This window comes from Rhodoferax potami (assembly GCF_032193805.1).
Lineage (GTDB): Bacteria > Pseudomonadota > Gammaproteobacteria > Burkholderiales > Burkholderiaceae_C > Allorhodoferax > Allorhodoferax potami_A.
This window is the reverse complement of sequence record NZ_JAVBIK010000001.1, coordinates 168,656-188,580: the sequence shown is the minus strand read 5'-3', so window position 1 is coordinate 188,580 and position 19,925 is coordinate 168,656. Positions and strand designations below refer to the sequence as shown.

Annotated in this window: 19 protein-coding genes and 1 riboswitch; of the genes, 8 read left to right on the top strand and 11 right to left on the bottom strand. The window is 63.1% G+C overall.

Annotation, left to right across the window (positions count from 1 at the left end; all coding sequences use genetic code 11):
- Nucleotides 1-10 precede the first annotated feature (10 nt).
- From istA to cbiE, 6 genes are all read right to left on the bottom strand, one after another.
- Nucleotides 11-1,555 carry an IS21 family transposase gene (gene istA / locus RAE19_RS00875; protein WP_313876140.1) on the bottom strand — a complete coding sequence of 515 codons (1,545 nt, stop codon included), beginning with the start codon at nucleotides 1,553-1,555 and terminating at the stop codon, nucleotides 11-13.
- Nucleotides 1,531-4,335, bottom strand: coding sequence for an NERD domain-containing protein (locus RAE19_RS00870; RefSeq protein WP_313873145.1), 2,805 nt, complete (start codon nucleotides 4,333-4,335; stop codon nucleotides 1,531-1,533). The genes istA and RAE19_RS00870 overlap by 25 nt, the downstream gene beginning before the upstream one ends.
- Nucleotides 4,336-4,617: 282 nt before the next feature.
- On the bottom strand, nucleotides 4,618-5,391 hold the full coding sequence (cobF, locus tag RAE19_RS00865) for a precorrin-6A synthase (deacetylating) (RefSeq protein ID WP_313873144.1): 774 nt from the start codon (nucleotides 5,389-5,391) through the stop codon (nucleotides 4,618-4,620).
- Between the two features lie 8 nt (nucleotides 5,392-5,399).
- Nucleotides 5,400-6,197 carry a precorrin-4 C(11)-methyltransferase gene (gene cobM, locus RAE19_RS00860; RefSeq protein ID WP_313873143.1) on the bottom strand — a complete coding sequence of 266 codons (798 nt, stop codon included), beginning with the start codon at nucleotides 6,195-6,197 and terminating at the stop codon, nucleotides 5,400-5,402.
- The gene (locus tag RAE19_RS00855) at nucleotides 6,194-6,601 is read right to left on the bottom strand and encodes a cobalamin biosynthesis protein (protein WP_313873142.1); all 408 of its coding nucleotides are present in this window, start codon (nucleotides 6,599-6,601) and stop codon (nucleotides 6,194-6,196) included. Before RAE19_RS00855 ends, cobM begins: the two co-directional genes overlap by 4 nt.
- Nucleotides 6,602-6,620: 19 nt before the next feature.
- Nucleotides 6,621-7,814, bottom strand: coding sequence for a precorrin-6y C5,15-methyltransferase (decarboxylating) subunit CbiE (gene cbiE, locus RAE19_RS00850; RefSeq protein WP_313873141.1), 1,194 nt, complete (start codon nucleotides 7,812-7,814; stop codon nucleotides 6,621-6,623).
- On the opposite strand from cbiE, the gene RAE19_RS00845 reads away from it, so the two are divergent.
- Nucleotides 7,789-8,562, top strand: a complete 774-nt coding sequence (locus tag RAE19_RS00845) for a cobalt-precorrin-6A reductase (RefSeq protein ID WP_313873140.1) — start codon at nucleotides 7,789-7,791, stop codon at nucleotides 8,560-8,562. The genes cbiE and RAE19_RS00845 overlap by 26 nt on opposite strands.
- Before the next feature lie 5 nt (nucleotides 8,563-8,567).
- Here RAE19_RS00845 and cobJ read toward each other — a convergent pair whose 3' ends face one another.
- Genes cobJ through cobG form a run of 4 tightly spaced genes read right to left on the bottom strand, consistent with a single transcriptional unit; the run spans nucleotide 8,568 to nucleotide 11,878 of the window.
- Complete coding sequence (gene cobJ, locus RAE19_RS00840; protein WP_313873139.1) at nucleotides 8,568-9,317, bottom strand: precorrin-3B C(17)-methyltransferase; 750 nt, start codon at nucleotides 9,315-9,317, stop codon at nucleotides 8,568-8,570.
- Nucleotides 9,314-10,045, bottom strand: a complete 732-nt coding sequence (locus tag RAE19_RS00835) for a precorrin-2 C(20)-methyltransferase (protein WP_313873138.1) — start codon at nucleotides 10,043-10,045, stop codon at nucleotides 9,314-9,316. The genes cobJ and RAE19_RS00835 overlap by 4 nt, the downstream gene beginning before the upstream one ends.
- Entirely contained in the window at nucleotides 10,045-10,677 is a 633-nt protein-coding gene (locus RAE19_RS00830) for a precorrin-8X methylmutase (RefSeq protein WP_313873137.1), read from the bottom strand. Before RAE19_RS00830 ends, RAE19_RS00835 begins: the two co-directional genes overlap by 1 nt.
- Entirely contained in the window at nucleotides 10,661-11,878 is a 1,218-nt protein-coding gene (gene cobG, locus RAE19_RS00825; protein ID WP_313873136.1) for a precorrin-3B synthase, read from the bottom strand. Before cobG ends, RAE19_RS00830 begins: the two co-directional genes overlap by 17 nt.
- Nucleotides 11,879-12,010: 132 nt before the next feature.
- Here cobG and cbiB point away from each other — a divergent pair, with 132 nt between their 5' ends.
- From cbiB to RAE19_RS00790, 7 genes are all read left to right on the top strand, one after another.
- Nucleotides 12,011-12,997 carry an adenosylcobinamide-phosphate synthase CbiB gene (gene cbiB / locus RAE19_RS00820; protein ID WP_313873135.1) on the top strand — a complete coding sequence of 329 codons (987 nt, stop codon included), beginning with the start codon at nucleotides 12,011-12,013 and terminating at the stop codon, nucleotides 12,995-12,997.
- A gap of 1 nt (nucleotide 12,998) precedes the next feature.
- Nucleotides 12,999-13,988 (top strand): aminotransferase class I/II-fold pyridoxal phosphate-dependent enzyme, encoded by a 990-nt coding sequence (locus RAE19_RS00815; RefSeq protein ID WP_313873134.1) that lies wholly within the window; start codon nucleotides 12,999-13,001, stop codon nucleotides 13,986-13,988.
- Between the two features lie 9 nt (nucleotides 13,989-13,997).
- Nucleotides 13,998-15,602, top strand: coding sequence for a cobyric acid synthase (locus tag RAE19_RS00810; protein ID WP_313873133.1), 1,605 nt, complete (start codon nucleotides 13,998-14,000; stop codon nucleotides 15,600-15,602).
- 52 nt (nucleotides 15,603-15,654) lie between these two features.
- A riboswitch (cobalamin riboswitch) is annotated at nucleotides 15,655-15,844 on the top strand.
- A 45-nt stretch (nucleotides 15,845-15,889) separates the two neighbouring features.
- Nucleotides 15,890-17,062, top strand: a complete 1,173-nt coding sequence (gene cobT, locus RAE19_RS00805; RefSeq protein WP_313873132.1) for a nicotinate-nucleotide--dimethylbenzimidazole phosphoribosyltransferase — start codon at nucleotides 15,890-15,892, stop codon at nucleotides 17,060-17,062.
- Nucleotides 17,063-17,080: 18 nt separating this feature from the next.
- Complete coding sequence (locus RAE19_RS00800) at nucleotides 17,081-17,953, top strand: adenosylcobinamide-GDP ribazoletransferase (protein ID WP_313873131.1); 873 nt, start codon at nucleotides 17,081-17,083, stop codon at nucleotides 17,951-17,953.
- On the top strand, nucleotides 17,950-18,498 hold the full coding sequence (locus RAE19_RS00795; protein WP_313873130.1) for a histidine phosphatase family protein: 549 nt from the start codon (nucleotides 17,950-17,952) through the stop codon (nucleotides 18,496-18,498). Before RAE19_RS00800 ends, RAE19_RS00795 begins: the two co-directional genes overlap by 4 nt.
- A gap of 62 nt (nucleotides 18,499-18,560) precedes the next feature.
- Nucleotides 18,561-19,007 (top strand): YidB family protein, encoded by a 447-nt coding sequence (locus RAE19_RS00790; protein WP_313873129.1) that lies wholly within the window; start codon nucleotides 18,561-18,563, stop codon nucleotides 19,005-19,007.
- A 76-nt stretch (nucleotides 19,008-19,083) separates the two neighbouring features.
- Here the strand turns inward: RAE19_RS00790 and RAE19_RS00785 are convergent, their stop codons facing one another.
- Nucleotides 19,084-19,905 carry an HDOD domain-containing protein gene (locus tag RAE19_RS00785; protein WP_313873128.1) on the bottom strand — a complete coding sequence of 274 codons (822 nt, stop codon included), beginning with the start codon at nucleotides 19,903-19,905 and terminating at the stop codon, nucleotides 19,084-19,086.
- Nucleotides 19,906-19,925 lie beyond the last annotated feature (20 nt).

The following is a 19,925-nucleotide window of genomic DNA, read 5'->3' as shown; positions in this document are numbered from 1 at the left end:
TCCTGGATAGTTAATGCAGCAAATCCTGCTGCGGGTTGTGGGTATCGGGGGTGAAGAGGCTTGCGGCGTCGCGGACAAACCGGGCCTTTGCATAGGTAGGCACGATGCTGTGATCAGGCATCGGTAGCCGGTCGGAATTACTGCTCAGGATGGTCTTGACAGTGCGGTAATACGGACTGTTGTGGGCCATGGCACGTCGGCAGGCGAGCTCAACACGCTGGGCGCTGTAGGTCTTTGCCAGACCAATCACACCCTGAGCTGCGCGCAATCGCTCCAGAATCCGGTCACTCAGTAGCCAGTCAATAACCTGCTGACAGTACGGTCCGATTTGCAGCGCTTGGGTACCCAGCCACTCGCGGTCACGGGCAAAGAAGAGTTGTGCCTCGGGTGGCAAGTGGTCTTTGGTCGTGAGGCGTTCACCGGGACGCTGTCCCCGCGCATGGGTTGCCACCAATCGGTAGTCATCAAACAAAGTCACGCAGTTATCGGTGGCACGTAGCCACAGCTCTTTGCCCACCAGCGCAAAGGGGGCGGAATACAGCTTGTAGTCAAACTTGACGTGGCAGTCGCGGTGCAGCGTCACGCACTGCCAAACGCCCAAGTCCGGCGCCTGCGGTGGAAGCGGCTTGAGCAAGGCCCGCTCCAGCGCAAACAAATCCATGGGCTGCTGGCGGGTGGTGCCGTGAATGCGCACACCGGCTTCCTGCAATACCCACGCCTGCGCCTGTGCATTAAGGTCCGCCAGATCACGGAATTCGCGGGTAGACAGGAAGTTACGCTTGACGTATTTGACGCCCGACTCCACGATACCCTTCTTCTGCGGATCGTGCGGCGGGCACGGGTCAATCTTGAATTCATAACCTTCAGCGCACTCGGCATAGGAGCGCTGCACCTGCGGGTCAAATCGGCAAGCCTTGATGATGGCGCACTTGGCGTTGTCGATGATCACGCGCTCGGGCACACCGCCAAACCACTCAAAGGCACGGCGGTGGCAGCCCAGCCATGTGGCCACCGTTTGGTCCCAGACGAATTCCACATACTGATGGCGGCTGTGACACAAGGTCATAACAAAGGCCCAGGTGCGCCTACGCTGTCCATCCGGATGCACCAAAAATGGCCCCGCGCCAAAGTCAACCTGAGCGGCTTCGCCGGGCTTGAAGCTCAGTCTCACAGTGAGATCGGTACGCGGCTGTGCCTTGGCAATGTCACGCATGATGCGATAGACAGAGGAGTAGCTGCCGCAGAACTGGTGCTCGCGCACCAACGCGGCATGAATGGCTACGCCCTCAACCCCGGCAGCCATCCAGCGCGCCACTTGTTCGCGCCATGGGTGGGCTTTGGAGACCGTGCTGGATGGGCGCTTGGCCGCTGCGCACAGACTCAGGGCAATAACTTCGGGTTCGGGCAGCGGCAGCTCAGCCTCCAACCAGCCCAAGCTGCGGGCGTGTTCGCGAAAGCTCGCCACCTTGACCCGGCCCATAAGGCCCAGACGCGCGATCTCGCGATCGCCGTCACCGGCGCGTAGTCTGATTAAAACGTTTCTGTATTCATGCATCTCGATCTTTCTGCGACCCATCCGTTACTCCTGAACAAAAAATTCAGAAGGTAACGACAGTTACGTCGCGTTCGAGATGCCCGTCCAATCCCCCGGCTGGCTCCTATATGACGAAAACCAAATGGCCTATATGTGCCGAAAACGCTCTGGCTCCTATGTGCCGAAAACCAATTGGCCTGTATGTGGTGAAAAGTGACAACTCGCTCATCTTGGCTGCGAGCAACCGTTATTGCCAAGCGATACGAAGTCTCAGTGGCAGATACGACCTTCCAGCCAATTTGACCCAAGCGGGACCGGGTAGATCGGAGCAAAGCTGCAGCCTCTGGTGAATAGTCGTTCGTCAAGAGGCATTCAAAGGCCACGTCAGAAAGCAAACCCCAGTGCTCGGGTTCCTTCACGTGCATGGCCGTGACGACATTTTTACCGTTGTAGGCGATCCGAAGTAGGCAATGTTCGCCCTGTGGACCAGAAAGGTCATACTGCTCCTGGTAGGGGTAACTGGCCGCTTTTGCGACCCTCCAACCGAACCGCTCTACGGCGTTGACGACACGAAGCCAGATGGCGACGGACTTGAGAACATCCTTTGATTGGTCGAGTCCCTCGGGCAAGCTGCGCTGCTGATCTCTTTCGGACGCGATTCCGTTGGACTGAAATACCCAGCCTGCACCCACTGCGATGTCAGCGCCTACCTTGACAGCACCTGCTTTCCAAACAGCAGCATCGAAGGGGTGGATGTCAGTGAAATTCAACAAAACCAGTTCACGCTCGGCCACGGTGAGTGCAGAGTACAGCCAACGGAAAAATCCTTCAGAGTGGCGACCTGCGGCATGATCGCAATTCACGTAGCAAATCGGCTGCGACATACCCTGGGCATGGTGGACCGTGGAGGCATAGCCATAACGGGCATAGGTGAAATCTGTCTCGGCTGGTGGCGGGGGAGGCACCTCTATGCCCTGCAGCGCTGCCTGCTTACCGCCGAACGCGCTCTCTCTGTCGCGCTTTGCGGCCTTTCGCCAGACGCTTTCGGCAACTGCCGTCTCTTTGTCCAACTCCGGCTTTTCTGCCCGCAGGAACTCCTCGAATACCTCGAGTTCAATCTCATCACGACAATCGACCCTACACCTCAGGGAATGGAACTTGACTGGGCCGCTCTTTACCGAACTCAACCCTTGTTGGTAAGAGGATCGCTCGTTAACACTCGCGACCGTCACGCGCCCGCCGGGGGGCACGGCTTCCCCTGGGCTAAATGCATTGCGCACATCAGGGCTCACGTAGACCTCCAGCAGGTCGCCGACCTCCACCGTATCCAGGCGTTTCTTGCGGTGCAAGCGCTCACGAATCCACTGGGTGAATGCGTTCGACTGGCCATGTGTCTCGGCTAAATACCAGACTGAACTTGGGTCTGCTTGGAAGTGATCCACCATCTCATTGGCTGCATCCTTCTTATCGAGAACCCTGAAACCTCCATCAGTTTCTAGTTCTAAAGTAGCAAATTTCTGGGCATGTATGGCGGTTACCAGCTTGACTGCGTTGGTGAGTTTGGCTGAACCACCTGTGGAGTCGATCAACTGCGTTAACTCTAGCGATTGGTGCTTCAGTTCACGTGACTTCTGGAAGTCACCTGAAAGTACAGCACCTTCGCTGCCGCCGCGCTGAATCTGATACGGATCACCAAAGAAAACAACCTTGCGCGCTCCCTTGTCGAAGGCAGCGAATTCGAAGAAGTCCGACAACAAATGGCCGGTGCCATATTGTTTGCCGTCAGGGGTCGAGAATCTTGAGTCACCCAGCAGGTGCGCATCGTCCACGAGGTAGACGCAGTCGGCCGCGTCATCGCAGGCGCGCAACGGTATGACTTTGAGCTCCTTCTGTTCTACCTCGTTTTCCAGCTCATCATCACCGTTCACGCTGCCCGTGTAGAGATGCCCATAGATGCTGTTGGACTCCACCTCGGCTCTACCGGCAAGGCGTCGATTGGGTTGCAACACGATGACTTGCTTGCCCACCTTCTTGACCTCGTCGGCCAGTTCAGCAAGCAGACGGCTCTTGCCTGTTGAAGTCATGCCCAGAACTGAGAGACTGACAGAATCGCCCTCCGCGACGAAGCTGCTCAGTGTCTGCAAAGCCTCGCGTTGATGTGCCGTCAGCGGGGTGCGCGCCTGGGGCTGATCCGGACGCGAGTGGATATCGCGAACCTGTGGACGACTGTTTGCCCATTCAATCGGCTGAACACCCAGCCTGCGGACGATCTCCAGCGCCTCGTCGTGAGCAATCCTCAACTCGGGTGAGGACAGGCCATCGAGCATGACTGCGCAGTTGGCTAAATCAGTCCGGTAAAACCAGGAGCGAACCTTGGGGGGAAGTTCCAAATGATCTTCGATCCTGCTTGAAAAGATGACACCGGCAGAGATATGATCAAGGTTGCGCCCGGACAACAGCGCCTTGGATTGCAACCAATCCAGAACGAAGAACTTGTTGTCGCGCAGTTGCTGGTATGGGTTGGCCTTCCGCCCACCTTTTACTATCGCGCCATCCGCTTGCCAAGGTCCGTTCTCGGTGCCGGTCAGCTTGCCGCCGTGACTCTTGAAGTCGGCCACGATAATGGCCGAAGGCAGGATGCAGACCAAGTCAATTTCTGCACCGTTCCACATCGCGTTTGCAATGGCAACAATCCAGTCGGTACTGTACGCCCAACGGTCTTCCAATCGTTCCAGAAATACCTGGAGCATCTGGTTTTCGTGAGTACGTCCGGCTTTTTCGCCGTAGACGCGGATTGTCATTGCTTGCCACTCCCCATAGGTCCCAAATTTGTCTTATTACCTCAGCATACATGCGAACTGAAACGCCTCGCGTTGAGTAGTTTCCATTTTTGTGACCGGCTACTATCTATTTGTGGCCGCTCCGCATTTGAACCTGAGCGGCGGCGGCCAGCCTCAAGGGGTCGGTGACCTTTTTTTTGTCGGCACGGAAAGTACAGAGTCGAACGACTCGTAAGCTGACATTAGCCAGTGACTGCAGATGGCCCAAAGCGGAATTCGCCGTTGCACTCTTGAGTGCACGCTTCAGTCGATCACTCGCCTCATCAAATAAATATCCATCACCCACCCGTGCGCCGCGCGCGCAGTTTGGCGATCCGCCTGAATCCGCTCGCTCACCTCGGCCAGCGGCCCGGCGATGCAGATTTGTTGGGGCATGCCCAGGTAGGCGCCCCACCAGATAGTGATGCCCTCGGGCGGCAGGTGTTGGAAGGCGCATTGGCCGTCCAGCATCACGGCGATAGTGTCGGCGCTCTCGGGCCAGCCGTGGTCGCGCAGTTGGCGGCCGGTGGTGATGGTGACCGGGGCGTTGATGTCGTTGAGTGCGATGGCGTGGGCGGCGGTCAGCGCTTGCAGTGCGGTGATGCCGGGCACCACCGACACCGCCAGCGGCACTTGCAGCGCCAGCCGGTCTGCAATGCGCAGGGTGCTGTCATACAAAGACGGGTCGCCCCACACCAGCAGGGCCACGCGGCCCCCCTCGGGCAAATGGGCGCGGATTTTTGCCAGCCACACCTCGGCAATCGCGTCGTGCCAGCGGTTGACGGCGCCGGGGTAGTCCGGGTCGTGCGCGTCGCGCACCGGCATGTCGAACTGCACCACCTGCGCGGCAGGGTTGGTAACCAGCTCTTGGCACAACTCCAGCCGTAGCTCGGCCAGGTCGGCCTTGCCTTCGCCTTTGTGCGGCACGAGGATAAGGTCCGCCGCGTTCAGCGCTTTCACGCCCTGGCGGGTGACGTGGTCGGGGTTGCCAGTGCCAATGCCGACCAGGCAAAGTTCGATCTGTTTGGCCACCTTCATGTCCGCATTCATTCGGTGCCTGCCGGGAAGCGTGGCGCGGTGCCCAGCGGGCGGTAGCGGCGGTCGTAGTCGCCGGCGTACAGGCGGCTGTGGGTAAAGTCTCCTTCACCCAAGTTTTGGCCGAGTGTGTGGCCCACCAGGATCAGCGCGGTTCGCTCCATGCCTTCGCCAATCGCGGCTTCGATGGTGGCCAGCGTGGCGCGCACCACGCGTTCGTCCGGCCAGCTGGCGCGCCAGACCACGGCCACCGGGCAGTCTGCGCCGTAGTGGGGCGACAGCTCGGCCACCACGCGCGGCAACACATGGATAGACAGGTGAATTGCCAGCACCGCCTGCGTGGCCGCAAAGTTGGCCAGCGACTCGGTGTCGGGCATGGCCGATGCGCGGCCCGAGGTGCGGGTGAGCACCACCGATTGGCTCAGGCCCGGTAGCGTCAGCTCGGCCTCCAGCGTGGCGGCGGCGGCGGCAAAAGATGGCACGCCCGGTGTCACCGTGTAGGGGATGCCCAGCGCGCGCAAGCCGCGCAGCTGCTCGCCCATGGCCGACCACACCGACAAGTCACCCGAATGCAGGCGGGCCACGTCGTGACCGGCGGCGTGCGCGGTGCTGATTTCTTCAAAAATTTGCTCCAGCGACAGCGGCGCTGTGTTGACGATGCGCGCACCGGGCGGGCAGTGGGCCAACACGCCCTCGGGCACCAGCGAGCCGGCGTACAGGCAGACAGGGCTGGCAGCAATCAGGTCGCGCCCGCGCAGGGTCAAGAGGTCGGGTGCGCCGGGGCCGGCGCCAATGAAGTGAACAGTCATGGTGAGGTATTTTCTATGCAAGCCAGTGCGGCAGTGGCCATGCGGTCGGGGCTGATGCTGCGGCCGCCCAAGAGCGCCGCGACTGGGCCTGCTGCTGCCAATGCCGACGATTCAGCAACGCTATGATTTCCGTAGCGATCAGGCAGGTTTTCGCTGGGGCTGGAGGGTGTTTTTGCCAGTATGAGCAAGGAAACGGGGTGAATATCGAGCTGCAGTTCTGCGGCCAGTTGCAGCAGGGCCGGATGGTGGGCTTTGTCAGCAGCGGTGGCAAGCCCACGGACGTGCGCGATAGTGAGTTCTTCGCCTTGGTGGGCAGAGGCCGCCTGCAACGCCGCTTGCAAGGCCGAGCGCAAGGAGTCCACACTGCACCCGGCTCTGAAGCCCAAGCCTGCTACCAGCGTCATGCAATCTGGCCAGCGGGGTTCACAGCGTCACGCTCCACTGCACCACCGGGCGGCTGGGCTGCCAGCCGCGCATGCGGCCCAAGGGGGCGGCCTGCGCCAGCTCAATGCGCAGCAACTCGCCGCCGTGCTGGGCGTGCAACTGCAGCAGGGCAGATTCGGTCTCCAGCGTCACCGCGTTCACCACCAGGCGCGTGCCTTGCGGTGCGGTGGCTTGCATCCGGGCAAACAGCGCCAAGTCGAACCCGCCACCTACAAAAATGGCGTTGGGTATGGGCAGGCTGGCCAGCAGGTCGGCTGAGTGGCCGTGGTGCACCGTCAGGCGGTGGTCTATGCCAAAGCTTGCCGCATTGCTGCGGATGTTGCGCACGCGCTCTGCGTGCTGCTCCACCGCGCTGGATGTGCCGCCCGCCATGCACCACTCCACCGACACCGAGCCCGAGCCCGCGCCCAAGTCCCACAGGTGTTCGCCGGGGCGGGGCGCGAGTGCAGCCAGCGTCAAAGCGCGTATGGGCGATTTGGTGATTTGGCCGTCGCTGGTGAATCCTGCGTCGGGCAGGCCGGGGCTGCGGGGTAAACCGGTAAATGTGGTGTCGGTGCTGGCCACTTGCACGGCTAAGGCGACCGGCGTTTGGATGTCGGCAAAGTCGAGTGCAGCCGCAGTGGTCTGGCGGACTCGTTCGCGCGGGCCGCCCAATGCTTCCAGCACCCACACGTTAGAAGCACCGCAGCCTTGGTCGCTGAGCCATTGGGCAAATTCACCCACTGCCGCCGCATCGCGCAACAGGCAGATCAACTGCGCGCCGGGGTGCAGCGCGCTGCGGGTGCGGGCAAATGGCGCGGCGTGCAGGCCGAAGCAGTGCACCGCTTCCAGCCGCCAGGCCAAGCGCGAGGCGGCTAGTGAAAAGGTGGAGGGCGCGGGGTGGGCTACCCATTCGCCGGGCTGCAAATGCGCCGCCAGGCTGCCACCCGCCCCAAACCAAAACGGGTCGCCCGAGGCCAGCACCACCACCGGCTGGCCGCGCAGGGCGAGCACAGGCGCCACGTCAAACGGCACCGGCCATGCAATGCCACGACTGCCCAATTCCGCCAACGCCAAGTGGCGTGGCCCGCCGAACACATGCTGCGCGCGGGCCAGTGCCGAGCGGCTACCATCGCCCAGACCATGCAGACCATCTTCACCGATACCAATGATTGACAACCACGGTTCAGACATGGCGCGCGGCTCCTTGCGGGTGTTGTTGCTGGGCGGCACCACCGAAGCCAGCCGCCTGGCACAGGCCTTGGCGCAAGCCGGGGTGGACGCGGTGTTTTCTTACGCAGGCCGTACCGATGCGCCCATCGCCCAGCCGCTGCCCACCCGCGTGGGCGGCTTTGGCGGTGTGGCGGGGCTGCAGGCCTTTTTGCAAGCCGAGCGCATCAGCCATGTGGTGGACGCCACCCACCCCTTCGCTGCCCAGATGAGCAGCAACGCGGTGCAGGCTTGTTCCGCCGCTGGCGTGCCTTTGTTGGCGCTGGAGCGGTCCGCCTGGCAGGCGCAGGATGGTGATGTATGGACGAATGTGGCGGATATCGCTACCGCCGTGAAAGCCTTGCCCGTTGAGCCCGCCCGTGTGTTTTTGGCCATCGGCAAGCAGAACCTGGCGCCGTTTTTGGCTTGCACACAGCACTGGTACCTGTTGCGCTTGGTGGACCCGGTGTTGAACTTGCCCGCCTCGCGCGGCCATGTGGTGCTGGACCGCGGCCCCTTCACATTGCAGGGCGACCGCGCCTTGCTGCAAGCGCATGGCATTACGCACATCGTGGGCAAAAACTCGGGCGGCGCGGGCGCAGAGGCCAAGCTGGTGGCTGCCCGCGAGTTGGGCTTGCCCGTTATCTTGATAGACCGGCCGCACATTCCCAGCCGCCACACCGTGGGCAGCGTGCCCGAGGTGTTGCGCTGGCTGGGCGTGGCAGGCCATTGAAATTTTCATAGCGCCGAGCGCGGGGTGTAAACAAAGCGGCCCACATGGCGGGTGGCGCTGTTGCCCACGATGACCACGGTGCGCATGTCCGCCATTTCGGGGGTGGCGTCACCCAGTCGCACGGAAAGCAGCTTTTCTTCCGGGGTGCTCACAGCGCGGGCAAAGGTGATCAGGCGGTCCGGGCCGCAGGCCTCTAGCAGCACTTGCAACACGCGGCCAAATGTGTGGGGGCGGCTTGCGGAGCGGGGGTTGTAAAACGCCATCGCAAAGTCGGCCCCGGCGGCGGCGCGCACACGGGCTTCAATCAGTTCGGCGGGTTTGAGGTTGTCGCTGAGGTTGATGGCGCAAAAGTCGTGGCCCAGGGGCGCGCCGGCTTTGGCGGCGGCCGCCAGCATGGCAGTGATGCCGGGCAACACGCGAATATTAAGCGCCTGCCAGTCGGGCCGGCCTTCCAGCGCTTCAAACACGGCAGCTGCCATGGCAAACACGCCGGGGTCGCCAGACGACACGATCACCACCTGCTTGCCCTCGGCCGCCATCTGCAAGGCGGCGCGGGCGCGGTCCATCTCGACCCGGTTGTCGGATGCGTGCAGCGTGAGGCCGGGGCGCGGCGCAATGCGCGCCACGTAGGGGATGTAGCCCACGATGTCGGTGGCGGCCTCGATGGCGGCAGTCACTTCGGGCGTGACCAGCTGCGCGTCGCCCGGGCCCAGGCCGGCGATGCACAGCGTGCCTGCTGCCTGAAGTGCCGTCATTCCTGCACCTCGGGGCGGCGGCCGCTGCCGTGCACCAGCACGATGGCGAAGTAGGGGCAGTCGGTGCCATCCACCTCGGCCAGCTTCATGACGCGTTCACCGGGCATGGTGCCGCGCTCTACCAACCAGGCCTGCTCCAAGCGGCCGGCTTTGGCCAGCGCGCTGCGCACGCGGGGCAGGTTGCGGCCAGTTTTCATGACCACGAGTGCGTCGGCGGTTTGCATGTGGCGCACCAGCTCGTCTTCAGGCAGGGTGCCCATGAGCACAGTCATCACATCGTCGCCCCAGGTGATGGGCACGCCGGTGGCAGACCAGCAGCCCACCATGCCGGGGATGCCGGGTATCACCTCCACCGTGGCGCGGCCTTGCAGCCGGGTGTAGAGGTGCATGAAGGAGCCGTAGAAAAACGGGTCGCCTTCACACAGCACCAGCACGTCTTCAGTTTGGGCGAGTGCGGCCAGGCGGTCCGCCCAGTCGTCGTAAAACGTGGCAAGGCAATGGATGTATTCGGGGCTGTCAAAGGGCAGCTCGGTGGTCACCGGGTATTCCATCGGGTACTCGGTGGCACCGGGCAGCAACATGCCTTCGACAATGCGGCGCGCCTGGCCGGGGCGGCCTTTTTTGCGGAAATAGGCCACATGGCTGGCCGCACGGATGGCGCGGTCGGAGCGCACGCTCATCAAATCCGGGTCACCGGGCCCTAGGCCCGCGCAGAGGATGCGTCCCATCAGATTTCCCTCCGGCTGGCGAGTGCGTTTACGGCGGCCACGGTGATGGCGCTGCCGCCCAGGCGCCCGTGCACCACCATGCTAGGGGCGGGCAGGTCGGCCATGAGGGCGACTTTGGATTCAGCCGCACCCACAAAGCCCACCGGGCAGCCAATGATGGCCGCGGGGCGGGGGCAGGCAGGGTCTTGCAACATATTGAGCAAATGAAAAAGCGCGGTCGGCGCATTGCCGATGGCCACCACAGCCCCGGCGAGGTGCGGGCGCCAGAGCTCCAGCGCTGCGGCGCTGCGGGTGGTGCCCATGGATTTGGCCAGCTCGCGCACCGACGGGTCTTGCAAGGTGCACAGCACCTGGTTGTCGGCGGGCAGGCGGGTGCGGGTAATGCCTTCGCTCACCATGCGCACATCGCACAAGATGGGCGCACCGGCCTCCAGCGCCGTGCGGGCGGCCTCGGCCATGCCCTCAGAAAAGCGCACATGGGCTTCCAGCCCGACCATGCCTGCGGCGTGGATCATGCGGACAACGGCCAGCTCTTCGATAGGGTTGAAGCGGGCCAGGTCCGCTTCCGAGCGGATGATGGCAAAAGACTGTCGGTAGATGGCGTCGCCATCGGTTTCATACGTATGGCGCATGCAATCGTTGTTGTTCTAGGTAAGCGGCAATGCCTGCTGCGTCGAGGCCGGTGGCGTCGGGCAGGCTTTGGGCAGTGCCGTGGTCAATCAGGTGGTAGCCCGCATCACTGGCCACCAGCGTGAGGGTGGCGCCATGGTGGGCGCAGCCTTTGGTGCAGCCCGACACATGAGCTGTGCGGCAGGCGGGCAATAAAGGCGCTAGAAAACGGGCCAGCGCACGGGTGGGGCCCAGCGCCTGGGTGCAGCCGGGCGCGCCGGTGCAGGCCATGACGCGCAGGCGCGCATCGCCGGGTTGTGTGATTAGCTCGGGCAGGGCAGGCGTGGTGTGCAGGCCTTCGAGCACCAATCCACGCCAGGGCGTGACGCGCAACGGGGCCAGGGCCGCCAGCTGGTGCAGGGTTTCGGCGGGTAACTGGCCGAACTCCAAGCTGACCACCATGCCGGTGGCAGAGGGCCCCACGGTGGGTGCTTGTGCTGTGGCTTTTGGCGCTGGCGTACTGGTGAATTTGGCGGGCAGTGCCTGGCGCTGGAGCAGGCTGGCCATGCGGCCACGGCCGTTGACGACACCACCAGAAGCTACAAACCAGCGGGCTAACTCCATGGCGGTTTGCGCTGCTTGCGCTGGTTCCACGCAGGCGCCGGTGTTAGCGCCATCGGCATAGACCAGCACCTGATCGCCCATACGCTCTAGCCGGATGTCGGCAGAGCCCGCCCGCAGCAAGGGCTGTGGGCCCAAGTCGATCGCGAAGCCGAATTTGCTGGGCAGGGTGGGAGCGTCGGGCGCTGCCAGAGCTAGGGTTAGTGCCTCGCAAATGGCGGGCGTGCCATCAGAGTCAGTCCAGAAGGGGCTGAGTAGCAGGTTACGGCGGGCTTCCACATCAGCGTGTTCGTCCAGCAGGCCCAAGCCGCGCAGGCCGTTGATCAAAGCGGGGTAGCTGTCGGGGCAAACGCCGCGCAGCTGCAGGTTGGCGCGGCTGGTGAGTTCCAGCACGGGCGATGTGAATTGCTGGGCCAATCCTGCCAGTCCTTGCGCTTGCAGAGGCGTGAGGCGCCCCAAGGTCGGCCGGACTCGCACCACCAGCCCGTCGCCGGACGGCATGGGCCGCAGCGCGCCGGGGCACCAGCCCTGAATGCGGGGCTCGCTGGCAGTGGAGGGGGAAAGATGGCTTTGCACGAGGGGAAACGCGTCGGTAACTCTCAAGTATCTCACTATCCCCTCTCTAAAAACCCCACTATGCATGACCAACCTTCATGCCGCCTGACGCACGTATGATCGTGCGCCCAGCCCTGTTGCAAGCCCCGTTTCGGCACCGTTACAAGATTCGTTCCCTCCATGACTACTGAATTCACCCCCCAGCATTGGGCCGGCGCCGTGGGCTTGGCCCTGATCGTTGCCCTGTGGGTAGACCGCCGCTGGGGCGAGCCCCCGGTGCGCATGCACCCGGTGGTGTGGATGGGCAACTTCTTGGGCCGTGCGGGTGACCGGGTGCAGCGGCTGGCGCTGCAAGACCCGGAGGTCCGGGATTTAAGGGCTTTTGTGCTCGCCGCGCTCATGTGGATTGCGGGTGCTGCTCTGTTTTTGATAGCGGCTTTGCTGCTGCAGGGGGCCGCATTGGAGCTGCCGTGGTGGGCTGCCGGCGTGCTGATGGGCCTGCTGCTCAAGCCCATGCTCGCACTGGCCATGCTCAAAAGCGAGGTGCAGGCCGTGGAGGCGGCGCTCTCCGTATCGCTGGAAGCAGGGCGGGAACGCCTGCGCTGGCTGGTAAGCCGCGACGTGACCCAGCTTACCGAAGTGCAGGTGCGCGAGAGCGCCATCGAAACCCTGGCCGAAAACCTGAACGACTCGGTGGTGGCGCCCATCTTCTGGTTTTTACTGCTCGGGCTGCCGGGCGCGGTGCTCTACCGCTTTGCCAATACGGCGGATGCCATGTGGGGCTACCCGGGTGTGTACAAGGGCCAAAACTGGGCCTGGGCCGGCAAGTGGGCCGCCCGCGCCGATGACGTGCTGAGCTGGGTGCCTGCCCGAATTACGGCCGTGCTGCTCTTGCTGGCGGCAGGCCGGCGCGGCTGGGCGCTGCGCAGCACCCTGCGCGCCGAGGCCCGCAAAACCCCGTCTCCCAACAGCGGCTGGCCCATGGCCGCCATGGCCTTGGTGCTGGGCGTGGCCTTGCGCAAACCGGCGGTGTATGTGCTCAACCCCGAGGGGCGCGCAGCACAGGCAGCTGACACCGAAGCGGCGCAGGTTTATGCATCAAAAGCAGTGCTGGCGCAGGTAGCAATTGCGCTTGCCGCTCTTCTTTTTATAGCAATTGGGGTGTGAGGTGAGCGCGGCATTGCGAATCCACGGCGGGCCCGACGCGGGCGGGGTGGCGCTGCACGACTTCTCGACCAACAGCAACGCCTGCGGCCCATGCCCCGTCGCCTTGGCCGCAGTGCAGTCCGCCGACGCGACCCGCTACCCAGATCCGCAGTACACCGCCCTGAAAGCGGCCTTGGCCGCCCACCACAGCGTGGAGCCTTGGCGAGTGGTGCTGGCGGGCAGCGCCAGTGAATTCATTTTTCGTATCAGTGCCTGGGTGCGCCAAGGGGGCGGGAGCCGGGTACACCTGCCGCAGCACGCCTATGGCGACTACGCACATGCGGCGCAGGCTTGGGGTTTGCATCCCTGCGCTGACGCGGATGCCGCCGATTTGATTTGGGCCTGCGACCCCGCCAGCCCCACCGGCCAAAACCACACCGGCTGGCCCCAGGTGCTGGAGCGCTGCACGGTGGTGCTGGATGGGGCGTATGCGCCGTTGCGCTTGAGCGCCGCGCCAGCGTTGAGCGCAAAGCAGCGCGAAGCTGTGTGGCAAATGTTTTCGCCCAACAAGGCGCTTGGCCTGACGGGTGTGCGTGCCGCCTACGCGGTTGCGCCGGTGCATGTACAGTCTGCCGCCGTCGCTCTGGACGCTATGGCACCTTCGTGGGTGCTGGGCGCACATGGCGTGGCCATGTTGAGCGCTTGGGCGCAAGCGGACACGCAGGCGTGGGTAACCCAAAGTCTGGACATCTTGCGCCAGTGGAAGCAGCACCAAGTGGCCATGCTCGAAAACGCAGGGTGGGCGGTGATGCCCAGCCATGCCAACTTTTTCTGCGCTCGCCCGCCTGAGGGGCGCGACTTGCCGACCTTGTTGGCAACCTTGCGCGCCCACGGCATCAAGCTGCGCGACGCAACATCCTTTGGCCTACCCGGCTGGGTGCGGCTGGGTGTGTTGCCAGTGCCAGCAGTGACTGATTTGATGCAGGTGACTGCGCAAGCTACCAACCAATAACTTTGAAATATGACCGCTAAATGCATCATGGTGCTGGGCACCACCAGCGGCGCTGGAAAAAGCTGGGTAACCACGGCCCTGTGCCGCTATTACGCCCGCCAGGGCCTCAAAGTTGTGCCTTTTAAGGCCCAGAACATGAGCAACAACGCGCGGGTCGTGTCCTCGGCCAGCGGGCAGGGCGAGATTGGCAGCGCGCAGTACTTTCAGGCGCTGGCCGCCCGCACCGTGCCGGAAGTGCGCATGAACCCGTTGCTCTTGAAGCCGGAGCGCGACACCCATAGCCAGGTGGTGCTCATGGGGCAGGTGAGCCCCGAGCTGAGCGCCTTGCCCTGGCGGGGGCGCAGCCTGAAGGTGTGGCCCCAGATTGCCGCGGCGCTGGACGAACTGCGCGCGGAAAACGATGTGGTGGTGATTGAAGGCGCCGGCTCGCCCGCCGAGATCAACCTCTCCAGCAGCGATGTGGTGAACATGCGGGTGGCCAAACATGCGGATGCGGCATGCTTGCTGGTGAGTGACATTGACAAGGGCGGCGCGTTTGCCCACTTGTATGGCACCTGGGCCTTGCTGCCTGAGGACGAGCGGCTGCTGATCAAAGGCTTTGTGCTGAACAAGTTCCGGGGCGATGCCAGCTTGTTGTCTCCCGCGCCGGAGCGGCTGCAGGAGTTGACCGGTGTACCCACGGTGGCGGTGTTGCCCATGTGGTGGCAGCACGGGCTGCCTGAAGAAGATGGTGTGTTTGACGACCGCAGCGTGGCCTGCGGTTCGGTGGACTTGACGGTAGCGGTGATTGCCTATCCGCGCATGAGTAACTTGGACGAATTCCAGCCGCTCAAAAATATTCCAGGGCTCAAGTTGCAGTGGGTGCGCAGCCCCTCCGAATTGGCGGGGCTGAAGCCTACCGACTGGATCATCTTGCCGGGCTCCAAGCACACGAGTGGCGACTTGGCGTGGTTGCGTGCGCAGGGCTTGGATGCGGCGGTGGCGCACCATGCGGGGCAGGGTGGGGCGGTATTGGGCGTGTGTGGTGGTTTGCAAATGCTGGGCGAGGCATTGATTGATCCGCACGGGATTGATGGGAATGCGCCGGGGTTGGGGCTGTTGCCGCTGGTGACGGTGTTTGCGGAGGACAAGACGGTTCGGCATACGTCTACGCGGTTTTCTGTCTCGTTGCGTTCGCCTGCGCAGGGAGGCAAAGCCGGGGGGCTCATGCTGCCAAATGCGCAGAAATCGCCCCCCGATTTCGCCTCCCCGCGCTCGGTGGAGCTCTCGGGTGACGCTTTACAACCTGCCTCTCCTTGGTTGGCCCTCGCTGGCGTGCCTGTAGCTGGGTATGAGATTCACCACGGGCAAACGGCGCAGCATGTGGCCATGGCGGCTGCAGGCAATTTAGCGCAGGCGGTGTTGCCGGACGACCTGGGGTGGTGCAACGCGGCTGGCAACGTCATGGGCGTGTATCTGCACGGCATGCTGGAGGATGCGGCGGTGCTGCAGGCCTTGTTTGGTGCGCGTTTGCAGGGCGAGGTGCCTACGCTGGACAAGGTGTTTGACGGACTGGCAGATTACATCGGCAATCACTTTGGGCCCGGTGTGTTGGACGGGCTGGTCGGGCGCTGACACTGCGTTCTGGGCGGGTGTCGCTGGCGGTTATTCCAGCGGTGCGCCGCTGCTATCATCGATCGCTTCAGGTGCCCCTTGCCACGGCTTGGGGAGAATCGGGAAGACGGTGTAAATCCGTCGCGTGCCCAACGCTGTAAGGATGATGACCCGCGCTCAATGCCACTGGCCGCCAAGGCCGGGAAGGCGCGTCGGGTCAGGTGATTCCGAGCCAGAAGACCGGCCTGATGTTGTTTATGCACAGCAAGGCCGGGCTGTGCTTCTTTGATTCAGCACAGGGGAATGCCATGAATACATCGCCGGCGCACGCCGCATCGGGCTCGCACGCCCAAACTTCCGAAATTCACAATGACATTGCAGCCGCTTGGGACCTCGCTCTCGGGCGTACTGCCTTGGCCGATATTGCCGATCCGGCATTGACGCAAGCACTGCAAGACACGCTCAACAACAAAACCAAACCGCTAGGCTCGCTCGGGCGCCTGGAAGATGTGGCGCTCAAGATCGGCCAGATTTTGGGCAGCACCGCGCCGGTACTGGAGCAGCCGCAAATGGTGGTGTTTGCGGGTGACCACGGGTTGACCGCCCGGGGCATCTCGGCGTTTCCGAGTGATGTGACCTGGCAGATGGTGGAGAACTTTTTGGCCGGCGGCGCTGCGGTGAGTGTGCTGTCCAAGCAAAACGGGATTGCCTTGACGGTGGTGGACTGCGGCGTGAAACACGACTTTCTGGCCGGCTTGCCCGCGGGTACGACCCGGCCCGGCTTACAGGTGCGCAAGGCGCAGGGTGCCGAGCAGGGCACAGCAGATTCTTCAGCCCAGCCGGCCATGACCACCAGTCAACGCGACCAGGCCTTGCAACATGGCATGGCGCTGGTGAAGGAGTTGCCCGGCAATGCGCTCTTGTTGGGTGAAATGGGTATTGGCAACACGTCCGCCGCGTCCATGTTGCTGGCGCGTTTGGGCGGCTTGGACATTGCCGTGTGCACCGGGGCCGGTACCGGCCTGGACGCCCTAGCAGTGCAGCGCAAGACCGAGGTGTTGCGCGAGGTGCTGGCCTTGCACGCTGAAGCGACCGCGCCACTGGATGCCTTGGCAGCCTTTGGGGGTTTTGAGATTGCGACCATGGTGGGCGCGGTGTTGCAGGCTGCCCACGAGCGACGGGTGATGGTGGTGGACGGCTTTATTGCCACCAGCGCCATTGTGGTGGCGCATGCCTTGCAGCCGCAGGTGTTGCAGCGCTGTGTGTTTGCGCACCGCTCGGGCGAGCGGGGCCATGAATTCATGTTGCAGCACCTGGGCGTGCAGGCTTTGCTCGACCTGGGCTTGCGCTTGGGCGAGGGCTCGGGCGCGGCAATGGCTTGGCCGCTGCTGCAATCCGCGTGTGCGGTTCTGCGCGACATGGCGAGTTTTGCATCAGCCGGCGTGTCTGAGAAGTCAGATGCTCCGATGGCGGTGGGCTGAGCCCGGCGCGCGGCAGATATGCGCAGCTTCATCCGCCACTACCTGCTGGCCCTGCAGTTTTTCAGCCGCGTGCCAGTGACCGGCCGCTTGGCTGACTGGGTGGGCTTCAGCCCGGCCATGCTGCGCGCCAGTGCGGCGCACTTTCCCGGAGTGGGCTGGCTGGTGGGCAGCGTGGTGGCGCTGTTGACCTGGGGCTTGCTGGTGCTGTTGCCGGCCGGCCCGTTTGCCCCCTTAGTGGCTGCCACCTTGGGCACTGCCCTGAGCGTGGTGATGACCGGTGCCTTCCACGAGGACGGCTTGGCTGATGTGGCTGATGGCTTAGGTGGTAGCTACAACCGCGAGCGGGCGCTGGAGATCATGAAAGACTCCCGCGTGGGTGCCTTCGGGGCCATCGCGGTCATGCTGGCACTGCTGTGCAAAGTGGCGCTGCTGGCCATGTTGGGTTCGCTCAGCATGGGCTTGATGGTGGCAGGCGTGTTTGCTGCGCATGTGGTGTCCCGCACCTGGCCGCTGCTCACCATCCGGCTGCTGCCGCATGTGGGGGATAGTGCAGTCTCCAAGTCCAAACCGCTGGCGGCGCAGATCAGTCTGCCCGCCTTGGGGGTGGCCCATTTGTGGTGTTTTATGGCTCTAGCCCTCGTAGGGTTCTCGCCTGATGCTATGCATTTAGTAGCAGAAACTGGGTCACCGTCCATCAACCTGTGGCCTCTCTGGGGCTTGGCGACTGGATTCAGTGTGTTGGCGTGGGCCTGGATGCACCGCTGGTTTGCCCAACGTTTGCAAGGCTTCACCGGCGACTGCCTCGGCGCAGCGCAGCAGGTCAGTGAAATTGCGTTTTACCTGGGTCTTGCGCTGGCTTGGGGGTTGTGGCCCGCGGGTGCCGTGCCATGAGCTTGTGGATCGTGCGACATGCCGTGCCCCTGATTGCGCCAGGTAGCTGCTATGGCCAACTGGACATTCCGGCCGATGCAGCGCTCACCGAGTCTGCGGCCCTTGCAGCGGCCCAAGTGCTGCCCATGGGGGCTCGCCTGCGCTACTCGCCGCTACAAAGATGTGAGCGCCTCATGCAAGCTTTGTGTGCGCTGCGGCCTGATTTGGCACTGGATTGCCAGCCGGATGCGCGGCTCATGGAAATGGGCTTTGGCATCCACGAGGGCACGCTGTGGGCAGATATCTCCGCGCAGCAGATGGCAGCCTGGACCGATGATTTTGCGCACCACGCATTTGGCGGCGGTGAAACGGTGGCCGGGTTTATGGTGCGGGTAGCTGACGCTTGGGACGCTTATCGCAGCAACACCGGTGATCACGAGGTGTGGATCAGCCATGCGGGTGTGGCCCGGGCTGCGCAGTTGCTGAGCGAGGGCAAACGCACGATCACGCACGCCACCGAATGGCCGGTGGCCGGCCCGGCATTCGGCGAGTGGGTCTGTCTTTAACAAACGTTCACAGGCTTGTGTCACACTGCCACCGGTTTTTCAATTCACTCTAGGAGATGGGGATGGGACTATTTGATTCCGTACTGAGCGCCGTGGCGCAAAACGGTGGCTCCGGCGGCCTGCAAGACATCATGGGAATGGTGCAAGGCAACCCGCAGCTGATGCAGTTGGCCAGCCAGTTGCTCGCTAACGATGGCAGCCTTGGCGGTTTGCAGGGTTTGGTCAGCAAATTCCAGGAGGCGGGCCTCGGTGATGTGGTGGCCTCGTGGATTGGCAGCGGTGCCAACCAGCCGGTCTCTGCAGACCAGTTGACCCAAGTGTTGGGTGGCGACGCCCTGTCTGGCTTTGCCCAGCAGTTGGGTTTGAATTCCGGCGATGTGGCAGGCCAGCTCTCCACCATGCTGCCAGGCCTAGTAGACAAGCTCACACCCGGAGGCACTTTGCCAAACGGAGGCCTGGGCAACGCGGGTGATTTGCTGGGCTCTTTGGGCGCACTGCTCAAGGGCTGATTCGCAGCAACACAAGAAAAAAGGCTCCCTGTTGGGGAGCCTTTTTTATGGGCGGTAGCCGCCTCGAGCAGATACCTTAGTGCAGTAGAGCCGAGATATCGCTGAACTGCTCGGGGTCCGGCGCAGTGTCGATGAGTTTTTGGGCGTCCAGTCCCAAAAAGTCCATGACGTCTTGTGGCGAGGCTGCGATGGCCGCCTGCACCTCTGCCAGCGTTTTGCTTTGGTCGGCCCACAAAGCGCCCAAGTGCACCACGGCACAGAGTTTCGACGGAGCTGCCGCAGCCAATGGGGCAGCGCAATGGGTCAGGGCGTGCACCACCTCGTCTGGGAAATCCCATCGCCGGGCAATCTCGCCGGTGATTTCGCCTTCGTGGTGTCCGACCAAGCGCTGTTCGCGGGCCCAACGCTCACCGGGCTCGCAAGGTTTGGCTTCCAAATCAGCGATCACCGCTGGGGTGTGCAAAGCCACCAGGAGCTCGCCGAGCCGCAACATGGTTGCGGTCAACCAGGCTTGCTGCTCGTCCAGCCTGAGTTGGTGGGCCAAAAATTTGGAGTACCCCGCGCTCACCATGCTGTAGCGCCAGAATTCCAGCCGGTTGATGCCATCCGGCAACTTGAAAACCTGTGACATGCAAATGCCTAATGCGCGCGCCCGGATCTGCGCCATGCCAACCACGCTGACCGCGGTATCAAGGGTCGTCACAGTGCGGGACAAGCCGAACAGCGCACTGTTCGCCATGCGCAGCAGGGTAGTGGTGAGTGCAGGGTCTTTGGCGATGATGTCGCGCACGGTGACAACATCGGCATCGTCGTCGGTGAGGGTGCGGATCAGCGCTTGCGCGACCTCAGGCATCACCGGGAGTTTGACTGCTTGGATAAAAGTGTTGATGTCCGCCATGAAAACTATTTGTATTGGAC